The sequence below is a fragment of the Streptomyces sp. NPDC088762 genome, assembly GCF_044750905.1.
GTDB lineage: Bacteria > Actinomycetota > Actinomycetes > Streptomycetales > Streptomycetaceae > Streptomyces.
Genome location: NZ_JBIVKT010000013.1, coordinates 47,038 through 59,238, shown reverse-complemented (window position 1 = coordinate 59,238; position 12,201 = coordinate 47,038). Strand labels below are relative to the sequence as shown.

11 protein-coding genes are annotated in these 12,201 nt (G+C 70.4%); 8 read left to right on the top strand and 3 right to left on the bottom strand.

The genetic code is table 11. The features are described from left to right. Nucleotides 1-82 precede the first annotated feature (82 nt). Nucleotides 83-1,276, top strand: a complete 1,194-nt coding sequence (gene tuf, locus ACIP5M_RS26095) for an elongation factor Tu (protein ID WP_030653602.1) — start codon at nucleotides 83-85, stop codon at nucleotides 1,274-1,276. Nucleotides 1,277-1,448: 172 nt separating this feature from the next. On the opposite strand, the gene rfbC is transcribed toward tuf, so the two are convergent. After that, a complete protein-coding gene (gene rfbC / locus ACIP5M_RS26090; RefSeq protein ID WP_401201291.1) occupies nucleotides 1,449-2,048 on the bottom strand; it encodes a dTDP-4-dehydrorhamnose 3,5-epimerase in 600 nt (199 codons plus the stop codon). Then, entirely contained in the window at nucleotides 2,045-2,920 is an 876-nt protein-coding gene (rfbA, locus tag ACIP5M_RS26085) for a glucose-1-phosphate thymidylyltransferase RfbA (protein WP_401201289.1), read from the bottom strand. Before rfbA ends, rfbC begins: the two co-directional genes overlap by 4 nt. An 81-nt stretch (nucleotides 2,921-3,001) precedes the next feature. Between rfbA and rfbB the strand changes: the two genes are divergently transcribed. The 6 genes from rfbB (at nucleotide 3,002) to ACIP5M_RS26055 (ending at nucleotide 8,349) form a co-directional block, all read left to right on the top strand. Next, the gene (gene rfbB, locus ACIP5M_RS26080; protein ID WP_401201287.1) at nucleotides 3,002-3,979 is read left to right on the top strand and encodes a dTDP-glucose 4,6-dehydratase; all 978 of its coding nucleotides are present in this window, start codon (nucleotides 3,002-3,004) and stop codon (nucleotides 3,977-3,979) included. A gap of 11 nt (nucleotides 3,980-3,990) precedes the next feature. Beyond that, the gene (gene rfbD / locus ACIP5M_RS26075) at nucleotides 3,991-4,896 is read left to right on the top strand and encodes a dTDP-4-dehydrorhamnose reductase (RefSeq protein ID WP_401201486.1); all 906 of its coding nucleotides are present in this window, start codon (nucleotides 3,991-3,993) and stop codon (nucleotides 4,894-4,896) included. After that, nucleotides 4,893-6,227: a hypothetical protein gene (locus ACIP5M_RS26070; RefSeq protein WP_401201285.1), complete on the top strand. Its 1,335-nt coding sequence runs from the start codon at nucleotides 4,893-4,895 to the stop codon at nucleotides 6,225-6,227. Before rfbD ends, ACIP5M_RS26070 begins: the two co-directional genes overlap by 4 nt. A gap of 68 nt (nucleotides 6,228-6,295) precedes the next feature. Then, nucleotides 6,296-6,985 (top strand): glycosyltransferase family 2 protein, encoded by a 690-nt coding sequence (locus tag ACIP5M_RS26065; RefSeq protein WP_401201284.1) that lies wholly within the window; start codon nucleotides 6,296-6,298, stop codon nucleotides 6,983-6,985. Then, nucleotides 6,982-7,443 carry a DUF2304 domain-containing protein gene (locus ACIP5M_RS26060; RefSeq protein WP_401201282.1) on the top strand — a complete coding sequence of 154 codons (462 nt, stop codon included), beginning with the start codon at nucleotides 6,982-6,984 and terminating at the stop codon, nucleotides 7,441-7,443. Before ACIP5M_RS26065 ends, ACIP5M_RS26060 begins: the two co-directional genes overlap by 4 nt. 6 nt (nucleotides 7,444-7,449) lie before the next feature. Continuing rightward, nucleotides 7,450-8,349, top strand: a complete 900-nt coding sequence (locus tag ACIP5M_RS26055; protein ID WP_401201281.1) for a glycosyltransferase family 2 protein — start codon at nucleotides 7,450-7,452, stop codon at nucleotides 8,347-8,349. Between the two features lie 85 nt (nucleotides 8,350-8,434). On the opposite strand, the gene ACIP5M_RS26050 is transcribed toward ACIP5M_RS26055, so the two are convergent. Beyond that, nucleotides 8,435-10,108 (bottom strand): hypothetical protein, encoded by a 1,674-nt coding sequence (locus ACIP5M_RS26050; RefSeq protein WP_401201278.1) that lies wholly within the window; start codon nucleotides 10,106-10,108, stop codon nucleotides 8,435-8,437. A 256-nt stretch (nucleotides 10,109-10,364) separates the two neighbouring features. Here ACIP5M_RS26050 and ACIP5M_RS26045 point away from each other — a divergent pair, with 256 nt between their 5' ends. After that, nucleotides 10,365-12,161, top strand: coding sequence for a hypothetical protein (locus ACIP5M_RS26045; protein ID WP_401201276.1), 1,797 nt, complete (start codon nucleotides 10,365-10,367; stop codon nucleotides 12,159-12,161). Nucleotides 12,162-12,201 lie beyond the last annotated feature (40 nt).

The following is a 12,201-nucleotide window of genomic DNA, read 5'->3' as shown; positions in this document are numbered from 1 at the left end:
CCGGGGACCGACCGGCTTTCCAGCAAAGATCACCTGGCGCCGATCTGTAAGGCGTACAGAACCACTCTCCAGGAGGACCCCCGTGGCGAAGGCGAAGTTCGAGCGGACTAAGCCGCACGTCAACATCGGCACCATCGGTCACATTGACCACGGTAAGACGACCCTCACGGCCGCCATTACCAAGGTGCTGCACGACGCGTACCCGGACCTGAACGAGGCCTCGGCCTTCGACCAGATCGACAAGGCTCCTGAGGAGCGCCAGCGCGGTATCACCATCTCCATCGCGCACGTCGAGTACCAGACCGAGGCGCGTCACTACGCCCACGTCGACTGCCCGGGTCACGCGGACTACATCAAGAACATGATCACCGGTGCCGCGCAGATGGACGGCGCGATCCTCGTGGTCGCCGCCACCGACGGCCCGATGCCGCAGACCAAGGAGCACGTGCTCCTGGCCCGCCAGGTCGGCGTCCCCTACATCGTCGTCGCCCTGAACAAGGCCGACATGGTGGACGACGAGGAGATCCTGGAGCTCGTCGAGCTCGAGGTCCGTGAGCTCCTCTCCGAGTACGAGTTCCCGGGCGACGACCTGCCGGTCGTCCGCGTCTCCGCGCTGAAGGCGCTCGAGGGCGACAAGGAGTGGGGCGAGAAGCTTCTCGGCCTCATGTCCGCCGTCGACGAGGCCATCCCGACCCCGCCGCGTGACACCGAGAAGCCGTTCCTCATGCCCGTCGAGGACGTCTTCACGATCACCGGTCGCGGTACGGTCGTCACCGGCCGTATCGAGCGTGGTGTCCTGAAGGTCAACGAGACCGTCGACATCATCGGTATCAAGGAAGAGAAGACCACCACCACGGTCACCGGTATCGAGATGTTCCGCAAGCTCCTCGACGAGGGCCAGGCGGGCGAGAACGTCGGTCTGCTCCTCCGTGGCATCAAGCGCGAGGACGTCGAGCGCGGCCAGGTCATCATCAAGCCCGGTTCGGTCACGCCGCACACCGAGTTCGAGGCCCAGGCCTACATCCTGTCGAAGGACGAGGGTGGCCGTCACACCCCCTTCTTCAACAACTACCGTCCGCAGTTCTACTTCCGTACCACGGACGTCACGGGTGTCGTCACCCTGCCGGCCGGCACGGAGATGGTCATGCCGGGCGACAACACCGAGATGTCGGTCGCGCTGATCCAGCCGGTCGCCATGGAGGAGGGCCTGAAGTTCGCCATCCGTGAGGGTGGTCGTACCGTGGGCGCCGGCCAGGTCACCAAGATCACGAAGTAATTCGTGCTCTGACCTGGTAGCTCGCTGAAGCGAGCGCCAAGTTGCACTGGAGGGCCCCGTCCCACCGCTCCGGCGGAGGGACGGGGCCCTTCGGCGTACCGGGGACGGAACGCGGAACGACAGGAGGGCCGCACCCGTGCGGGTGCGGCCCTCCTGGGGTGACGGCGGCCGGTCAGCTCACGCGGAGCGACTCGGTGAACTCCTTGCAGACGGCGTAGTCAGGCAGCAGTCCGGTCGCGAGGGCGTCGGCCAGCGACGGGGCGGCCTCGTCGCGCGCGGACAGCAGCGGGACGTCGGCCGGCCACTCGATGCCGAGGTCGGCGTCGAGCGGGTGGACCGAGTGCTCACCGGTCGGGTTGTACGTCTCCGAACACAGGTAGGACAGCGTGGCGTCGTCGCTCAGCGCGCAGAAGCCGTGGCCCAGGCCCTCGGGGATGTACACGGCGCGACGGTCCACGTCGTCCAGGCGGACGCCCTCCCACCTACCGAACGTGGGGGAGCCGACCCGCAGGTCGACGATGACGTCGAGCACGGCGCCGCGCACGCAGGTCACGTACTTGGCCTGGCCGCGCGGTACGTCGGCGAAGTGGATGCCGCGGACCACGCCGGCGGAGGAGACCGAGAGGTTCGCCTGCGCCAGGTTCAGCGGGTGGCCGACCACCTCGGCGAGCCGGTCGAAGCGGTACCACTCGGTGAACAGGCCGCGCGGGTCGCCGTGCAGCTGCGGGGTGACCTCGAAGGCGCCCTCGATGGACAGTTCGCGGAACTTCATCGCGCGGCCTCCTCGTCGAGCAGGGTGAGCAGGTAGTTGCCGTAACCGCTCTTGGTGAGGGGCTCGGCCAGCGCGCGCAGCTGCGCGGAGTCGATCAGGCCGGCCCGCCAGGCCGCCTCCTCGATGCAGCCGATCTTGAAGCCCTGGCGCTCCTCGATCACGCGGACGAACTCGGAGGCCTGCACCATCGACACGAAGGTGCCGGTGTCCAGCCACGCGGTACCGCGGTCGAGGATGGTGACGTTGAGCTCGCCGGCCTGGAGGTACGCGTCGTTGACGGCGGTGATCTCCAACTCGCCGCGGGCGCTGGGCTTCAGCCCCCGGGCTATCTCCACGACCCGGTTGTCGTAGAAGTAGAGGCCCGGCACCGCGTAGCGGGACTTGGGCTGGGCCGGCTTCTCCTCGATGGAGATGGCCTGGCCCTTCTCGTCGAACTCGACCACGCCGTAGGCGGTCGGGTCGGCCACCGGGTACGCGAAGACGCGGCCGCCCTTGGAGTCGGTGTGCTCGGCGAGGCGGGTGCCGAGGCCGCTGCCGTGGAAGATGTTGTCGCCGAGGATCAGCGCGACGGACTCGTCGCCGATGAAGTCGGCGCCGAGCACGAAGGCCTGGGCGATGCCCTCGGGGCGCTCCTGGACGGCGTACTCCAGGCGCAGGCCGAACTGGGAACCGTCGCCGAGCAGTCGTTCGAACTGGTCGCGGTCCTCCGGGGTGGTGATGATCAGGATCTCGCTGATCCCCGCCATCACCAGGGTGGAGAGGGGGTAGTAGATCATCGGCTTGTCGAAGACGGGCAGCAGCTGCTTCGAGACGGCCCGGGTCAGCGGCCAGAGTCGTGATCCGGTGCCACCGGCCAAGAGAATTCCACGCATGGGTGAACCCTATGCGAGAGGGCGGGGGCGAGCCGAGCGGGCGGAGTGTGACGTTCAGCGGGCCGCTAGACTCTTCGTATTATGCGCATCCTTGTGACCGGCGGCGCCGGCTTCATCGGTTCAGAATTCGTCCGCCAGCAGCTCGGTGCAGATGCAACGGCGCAGATCACGGTCTTCGACAAGCTGACCTACTCCGGCGTCGAGGCGAACCTCGCCCCGGTCGCGGACCACCCCGGATACCGCTTCGTCAAGGGCGACATCTGCGACGCCGAGGCCGTCGACCAGGTGATGGCCGGCCACGACGTCGTCGTGCACTTCGCCGCCGAGTCCCACGTGGACCGCTCGATCGCGGGTGCGGGTCCCTTCGTGATGACCAACGTCGTGGGCACCCAGGTCCTCCTGGACGCCGCCCGCAAGCACGGTGTCGGCCGCTTCGTCCACATTTCGACCGACGAGGTCTACGGCTCCATCAACGAGGGCTCCTGGACCGAGGAGTGGCCGCTGGTGCCGAACTCCCCGTACTCCGCGTCGAAGGCCTCCTCCGACCTGCTGGCGCTGGCCTACCACCGCACGCACGGCATGGACGTGGTGGTCACCCGCTGCTCCAACAACTACGGGCACTACCAGTTCCCGGAGAAGGTCATCCCGCTGTTCGTCTCGAACCTGATGGACGGCAAGAAGGTCCCGCTGTACGGCAACGGCGGCAACGTGCGCGACTGGCTGCACGTCTCCGACCATTGCCGCGGCATCGACCTGGCCATGCGCAAGGGCCGCGCCGGCGAGGTCTACAACATCGGCGGCGGCACCGAGCTCACCAACAAGGAGCTCACCGGCGTCCTGCTCGAAGCCGCGGGCCTCGGCTGGGACATGGTCGAGCAGGTCGAGGACCGCAAGGGCCACGACCTCCGCTACTCCATCGACATCAGCAAGATCGGCGCGGAGCTCGGCTACGCCCCGCAGGTCACCTTCGAGGACGGCATCAAGGCCACCATCGACTGGTACCGCGAGAACCGCGCCTGGTGGGAGCCGCTCAAGGCGAAGGCAGCGCTGCAGAAGTGACCGCTGACGCCATGGCCACGCGCTGGCTCGTCACCGGCGCCGCCGGGATGCTCGGGCAGGACGTCCTGGCCGTCCTGAAGGACGCCGGCATCGAAGCCGTCGCCCTCGGCCGCGCCGACCTCGACATCACCGACCCGGCCGCGGTCCGGGCCGCCGTCGAGGGCATCGCCGTCGTCGTCAACTGCGCCGCGTGGACCGACGTGGACGGCGCGGAGACCGCCGAGGAGGCCGCCACCGCCGTCAACGGCACCGGCGTACGCGTCCTCGCCGAGGCCTGCGCCGCCGCCGGCGCGCGCCTGGTGCACGTCTCCACCGACTACGTGCTGCCCGGCGACGCCTCGGAGCCGTACCGCGAGGACGCGGCCACCGGGCCCGTGAACGCGTACGGCCGCTCCAAGCTGGCCGGCGAGCAGGCCGTCGCCGAACTGCTGCCGCAGGACGGCTACGTGGTCCGCACCGCCTGGCTGTACGGCGAGCACGGCGCGAACTTCGTCGCCACCATGCTCAAGCTGGCCGCCCAGCGGGACACCCTCGACGTGGTCGACGACCAGCACGGCCAGCCCACCTGGTCGTACGCGCTCGCCCGCCGGCTGGTCGAACTCGGCCGGGCCGCGCTCGCCGGACAGGCCCCCGCCGGCGTCTACCACGGCACCGCGAGCGGCCGGACCACCTGGTTCGGACTGGCCCGCGAGTCCTACCGGCTGAGCGGCCTGGACCCCGAGCGGATCCGGCCGACCACCTCCGCGGCCTTCGTCCGCCCCGCCGTCCGCCCGGCCTTCAGCGTGCTCGCGCACGACCGCTGGGCCGAAGCGGGCCTGGCGCCCCTCGCCGACTGGCGCGAGCAACTGGCCGAGGCGCTCGCCGCCCCCGGCTTCTCCGTACTGGCCGACGGGGCCCGGGACGGCCGAGCGGGATGAAGACCCTGCTGAACAAGCTGACCGCGGCGCTGCCGCCGGGCACCGTCGCGGTGGCCGGCGGCACCGTCGTGCTCGGCGCGGCCTCGTACGTCCACCTGGGCGTGGCGGGCCACAGCCTGTCCACGGACGCCATGGCCAACGTCTCGGTGCTGTGGACGATCGTGATGTCCATCGGCATCGGCGTCTTCTTCCCCATCGAGCAGGAGCTGACCCGGATCGTCTCCGCCCGCGTGGTCCTGGGCCAGGGCACCGCCCCGGTGCTGCGCCGGGCCACCCTGCTCACCGCCGGGATCCTCGGCGCGACCCTGCTCGTACTGGGCCTCGGCGCACGGCCGATCGCCGAGCTGCTGTTCCACGGCGACCGCGCCCTGGTGGCCGCCCTCGGCGGGGCCTTCGCCGGAATGGCCGCCTGCTACCTGACCCGTGGGGTGCTGGCCGGGCTCGGCCGCTTCGGCGCGTACGGCACCCAGCTCGCCGTCGACGGCGGCCTGCGGATCGTCCTCGCCTTCGCCTGCGCCCTGTTCGGGCTGCACTCGGCGCTCGCCTTCAGCCTCGTCCTGGCCGTCGCGCCCGTCGTCGCGACGCTCGTCACGCTGCCCGCGCTGCTGCGCGCCGTGTCTCCCGGCGAGCCGATCGCCTGGCGGGAGCTGTGCAACGGGCTGGGCCTGCTCGTCTGCGCGACCCTGCTGTCCCAGCTGGTGGTCAACGCCGCGGTGATGAGCACCAAGTTGCTGGCCCCCTCCGACAGCGCGCTGATCGCATCCCTGATGAGCGCCCTGGTCCTGGCGCGGGTGCCGCTCTTCGTCTTCGGCTCGCTCCAGGCCTCGCTGCTGAGCGGCCTCACCGCCGCCTTCACGGCCGGCGACCGAGTCGCCTTCTGGGCGATGCTCCGCCGGATCGGCATGGTCGTCGGCCTGCTCGGTCTGCTCGGCGGCGTGCCCGCGACCGTCCTCGGCCCGTGGCTGATCGAGGTGCTCTTCGGGGCCGAGGACCCGGTGCTCGGCTGCCTCGACTTCTTCCTGCTGTCCGCCGGCACCGTGGCGTACATGTTCGCGATGGTGCTCGGACAGGCGCTCATGGTATTCAAGCGGCACAACCTGCAGTTGCTCTGCTGGGCCGTCGGCACGGCGGTCCTGGTGGGCATCACCCTCACGCCGGGCGATGTGGCGATGCGCGTGATCGTCGCCTACGCCCTCGGCTCCGTCGCCACCGTGCTCGCTATGCTGGCAGCACTGAGGCTGAGCTTCCCCGGAGCGGCCGCGGCAGCCACCGAAGGGCCCGGACAGACGGCCGGCACCGGCCCCCTGGGCGTGGGTGCGGTCGGAAGATGACCACGCCGGCCCGAGACGTCACACCGATCACCGCGCACTCGTTTGTGCCACATTCCGCTGGAGCTACCGTGTCCCAATACGACGATGTCTGGCTGGTCATACCGGCCTATAACGAGGGCCAGGTGATCGCCGACGTGGTCGAGGGGGCCCGCAAGACGTTCCCCAACATCGTCGTCGTCGATGACGGCTCCACGGACGACTCGGCCAAGCACATAGCCACGACCGGCGCCCACCTGGTGCGCCACCCGGTCAACCTCGGCCAGGGCGCGGCCCTCCAGACCGGTCTCACGTACGCGCTCGCCCAGCCCGGCGCCCGCTACTTCGCCACCTTCGACGCGGACGGCCAGCACCAGACCAAGGACGTCGAGAAGATGGTCGCGGTGCTGCGCAGGGGAGAGGCGGACGTCGTACTCGGCTCCCGCTTCATCGAGCAGAACGGCCAAGTGCCGTGGATCAAGCAGGTCGTGCTGCGCACGGCCGCCGCCGTCAGCCCCACCGCCCGCAAGCTCAAGCTCACCGACGCGCACAACGGCCTGCGCGTCCTGGGCCGTGAAGCCGCGGAGCAGCTGAACATCACCATGAACGGCATGGCCCACGCGTCCGAACTCGTCGGCTTCCTGGCCGGCTCGGGGCTGCGCGTGACCGAGGTACCGGTGGACATCCTCTACACCGACTACTCGCGCGCCAAGGGCCAGTCCCTGATCAACGGCGTCAACATCCTTTTCGACATCTCTCTGCGGGAGCGTGGCCGTCGATGAAGTACTTCTGGATCCAGCTGGTGCTGATCGTCGGCTCGGTGTCGATGGCACTCATGTTCATACGCACGTGGGGCCAGGCCAAGAACCGCGCCTGGAAGCGCATCGCGTTCTCGGTGTTCGTCGTCGTCAACGTGTACGCGGTGCTCCGCCCGACCGACGTCACCTGGGTCGCCCAGCAGCTCGGCGTCGGCCGCGGCACCGACCTGGTGCTCTACGTGATGGTGCTCGCGATGGGCTTCCTCACGCTCAACACCTTCCTGCGTTTCCGCTCGCTGGAGAAGAAGATCACCGACCTGGCGCGGACCGTGGCCATCAACGAGGGCGTCCGGCACAACGACGAGCGCCTCGGCTCGGACGCCGAGGTCCCGGCGAAGGCCGCCGCCCCTGCCGCCACCGCCGACGTCGATGCCGATGCCGATGCCGATGCCGACTCCGACTCCGACTCCGTGAAGGCCTGACGCTCCATGGCGACCTTCGACTTCATGCTCCCCTACTACGGGGACGTGCAGCTGATGCAGGACGCGGTCCGCAGCGTCCTGGCGCAGACCGACCGTGACTTCCGGCTCGTCGTCATCGACGACGGCAAGGAGCCGGACGTACCCGGCTGGTTCGAGCAGCTCGGCGACGAGCGGGTGCACTACACCCGCAACGAGCAGAACCTCGGCATCACCAAGAACTTCCAGAAGTGCGTGCAGCTCTCCGAGGCCGACTACGTGGTCATCATGGGCTGCGACGACCTCCTGCACCCGCACTACCTGGAGACGGTCCGCGGGATCATCGCCGCCCACGAGGGCATCGGCATGGTCCAGCCGGGCGTCGAGGTGATCGACGGCGAGGGCCGGGTGACGCAGGGCCTGGCGGACAACACCAAGAAGCGGCTGTACGCGCCCCAGGTGAAGGGCCGTCGGCTGATGGCGGGGGAGGAGCTGGCCGCCAGCGTGCTGCGCGGCAACTGGCTCTACTTCCCCTCGATCGCCTGGCGCGGCGAGGTGCTGCGCAAGGTGAACTTCCGGGACGACTACTCGGTGATCCAGGACCTGGCGCTGGTCGTCGACCTCCTGGAGGCCGGCGAGGAGATGGTGATCGACAACTCGACCACCGTCTTCCGGTACCGCCGGCACGCCGTCAGCGAGTCCTCGGTCCAGGCGTTCTCCGGCACCCGCTTCGCCGAGGCCGAGCGGTACTTCGCCGCGGTGGCCGCCCGCATGGACGCCCGCGGCTGGCCCAAGGCGGCCCGTGCGGCCCGTTTCCACAGCGCCTCGCGGCTGCACGCGCTCACGATGCTCCCGGGCGCGCTGCGCCGCGGGCACCGCGAGGGCGTCCGCACCCTTGCCAAGCACGCCTTCACCTCCGGGCAGGGCTGACGAGCACCCCGGACACGAAGAAGCGGCCTGCCGCCGGTCCTCGGACCGCGGCAGGCCGCTTCTTCGCGTTCGTGCGCCGCCCGGGTCAGGGCTGCTTCTTCACCGGGCCGGGGCCCGGGCGCTCCGGCAGGTTGAACGCCCCGCAGACGTCCTTGGGGGCGTAGTGCGGGCACTTTCCGTTCGGCTGCTGGAGGGTGTGGGAGTACCAGGCCAGCGTGCCGAGCGATCCCTTGGAGGGGTCCTTCGGCATGAAGGCGTCGGCGGTCGCCGAGCCGGCCATGCCGTAGAGCAGCCCCAGACCGCACAGCGCGCCGATGACGACGGACCGGCGCGCGGGCCCCCGGCCGGGGCGGCGGGGCAGCACCAGCGTCTCGTGGCTGCGGGACCAGTCCCGGAGGCGCTGGGCGGAGTAGTACACGGCCAGCCCGGTCAGCGCGAGCAGGCAGTACATGATCTGGATGCTGGTCCGCGGGTAGAGCTGGACGGCGTGGTCGCGCGCCATGTGCGAGGCGTACCAGTAGCGCAGCAGGAACGCGCTCGCCGTGCACGCCGCCAGGGTCAGCACCATGGGCTGGCGCAGGGCGAGGCCGAGCGCCACCGCCAGTCCGAGTACCAGCAGGATCGGGAAGAGACCGACGCCGCCGAGCTCACCGAGCGGCGGCCAGCCGGCGAGCCGCTGCGGGCCGGGGCTGTCGACGCCCCACATCGCGAAGTACGCCGGGTCGGTGTAGGTGTCGAAGTAGAAGTACGTGTCCTTGGTCGTACCGCTCGCACCCAGCAGGCGGACCATGTACCGGCCGGCCAGCGCGAGGAAGACCACCGTGGCGGCCAGCAGCGGCAGCAGCCCCTGCCACAGCGCCCGCACCCCGCCGGAGCGGGCGAGCCCGCCCAGCACGATCGCGAAGAGCACGACCACGCCGACCGCGGACCAGACGAACCAGCCCGCGTACATCAGGAACAGCCCCGCGAGCAGGGCGCCGAGCCCGCCGCCGACGGCCAGGGCCTGGCCGCGGCTCAGCATCGCCGAGCGCATGGTCACCTGCACCAGCTTGGCGAACACCGGGATCACGACGACCAGGACGAGCGGGGAGTACGGCTTGTACAGGTCGAACAGCGGCAGGGCCGAGGTCAGCCCGATGCCGAGCGCCCACAGCGGGGGCAGCAGCATCCGCCAGGCCAGGTAGGCGACCGGGCCGGAGACGGCGAGGAAGCCGATCATCACCCACTTCGCCGCGTACGCCACCTGACCGTCGAAGAACAGCTGGGCGACGAGGGCGAGGAAGTGCGGGAAGCCCGGCGGGTACTCCGGCGGCAGCGGCACCCCGTCGATGACGTTGTACGCCCACGTCTGCAGGTTGCCGACGTCGCCGCCGTACCCGTTGAGGGGCCACGTCGTGCCGCGCAGGGCGACGACGTTGCCGGCCGCCGTCACGCCGGTCGCCAGCCCCGCCACCGTCGCGGCGCCGATGTTGACGGCGGCCCCCGGCCACCGCCGCGAGAGGGCGAGGTAGAGCAGAACGGTCACCGCGAGGAGCAGCAGCAACCGGAGCTGGATGGCCGCCAGGCCGCTGACCTGCCCGATTCGCTGCATCGGGTTCACATGCAGACGCTTGCCCAGGTAGGTGAGCAGAAGAGCGGCGAAGACCGAGACCGCAGCCTCGGCCGATACAAGGGCGATGGCGCGTCTGAGGCGGCCGCCGCGGCCGCGCGGGGCCCGGCGTTCGGCCACCGGGGACGGCGCGGGAGCGGTAACTATCATGACTGTTGACCTTACCGGCAGGCGCCTGCCGCATGTGAGTCGGTCGGCCTTGCCGGACAAGGCCTCCGCTCCCGCCCGCTTGGTAAGTTGGCCGTTGCGGGGGACGCGACGGCCGGGCACGCATGTGACACGGATCGCGCGATTTCACCAGCGGGTACCGGATCCGAGAGATCGGCGATCGCTTGCTGCCCGGCGTGCCCACACAACCGCGACCCGAGCCCTTCGGGTGCTCGACGCGGTGACACTCGCGACGGAAGTGGATGAGATGACGAACCTGGCCCCCGACCACCTGGCCGGAGAGGCCGGTGCGGCGCGCAGCCGGACCGAAGCCCCGGACGGCGCGTCGGCACCACGCCGGGGCCGGAGACTGCCCGCCTGGACCTCCACGCGCTGGGCGCTCATCCTCGCCGAGGTCGTGGTGAGCATCACCGCGGCCCTCGGCTACACGCTGCTGAGCAGGCACATCAGCGTGAACCCGATTCACCGCATCGGCCAGGTCAGCGGTCTCGCCAAGCTCCAGCAGTACGTGGCCGTCCTCGGCCTGCCGCTGCTCGCGCTGCTCCTGTACACCGCGTACCGGGGGACGCTGCGGCGCCACCAGAACGTGAAGCGCCTGGTCTGCGCGGCCCTGGCGGGCCTGGCGACCGGTGTGATCGCCGGTGGTGTGGTCGTCGCCCTGCGCGGCACGCCCTCGGCGCTCGGCGGCCAGGAGGGCGACCCCGGCGTCCTGATCGCCATGGCCAACTCGTTCCTCCACGGCGAGGGCATGTCCGGCATCTACCCGCCCGGGTTCCCGGGCCTGATCGCCGTCTGGGCGAAGATCCGCTACGGCGGCATCGGCGGGGCCGGCTACTCGCTGCACGACCTCCAGATCTTCTTCAGCGCGCTGGCCGGCCCGATGGCCTACCTGGCCTGGCGCCTGCTGCTGCGTCCCTTCTGGGCGCTGCTGATCGCCGTTCCCTCGGTCGTGCTCTTCCTCGACCCGATCCGCCCGTACAGCCACATCGTCATGATCGTGCTGCTGCCGCTGCTCGCGTACTGCCTGCGCGAGATGCGCCGGGCCGGCGAGCGGCCCCTGCGCTCGGCGCTGCTGCGCGGCGCCGGCCTCGGCCTCGTCTTCGGCCTGCTGTTCCTCTGGTACTCCGGCTGGTACGTGTGGTCCGCGCCCGGCGTGGGCCTGCTGGCGCTCTTCCTCTTCCCGTGGCGGCGGGGCGCCGCCGCCCGCAGGCGCGCCCTCGCCTTCGTCGGCACCACCCTGCTGACGGCCGGGGTCATCGGCGCCCCGCTGCTCTACCAGATGCTGCGGCTGGGCTCCCAGCACCCGGACCGCTACGCCTACCTCTCCGTCTACGTCGACCCGGCGTACGTCCTGGGCTGGGCGTCCGACCGGCCCGGCAAGCTGACGTACGAGAACTGGCCCGTGGCGGGCGAGATGGCGGGCCAGAGCGGATTCGCGCTGCTGCTGCTGCTCGGTGTGGGGCTCGGCGTCGGCCTGGGCCTGCGCAGCATCATGGTCCGCACGGCCGCGGCCGTCCTCGTCGGTGCCTGGCTGGTCCGGTTCTGGTTCGCCTCGCACATGGCACACGACCAGGCGGTGCAGCTCTTCCCGCGCACCACCTGGATGATCATGTACTGCCTGATGATCCTGGCCGTGCTGGGCGTGATGGCAGCGGTGCAGCGCGGCTCCGGCTGGCTCGAACGCTCGTTGCGGCCGAGCGGTCCGGCCCCGGCGCGGGTCATTCCGCGGCGTGCGGTCCAGCAGCTCGCGGCGGGCATGGTGTGCGTCCTCGCGCTGTTCGCGACGATGGGGGCGTCCTGGAACGTCAACCGCTACATGCCCTCGCCCGACACGGAGACGATGGGCATCGACGCCTACCGGGCGCACGGGCTCAAGAAGCCGAACGGCAAGTGCCCCCGCTACACCCCGTACAAGCAGTGCGCGGACGTCAGCACGTGGGACTGGAAGCCGAACCGCGACGACGGCAAGATCTGGTGCGGCAACATCCCGTACGACAAGTGGCCGGTCGTCTGCGGACGCAAGGGCCCGTCCTAGGACGACTCGGGCGCCGCCCCGCCCGCTGAAGCCGCAAACC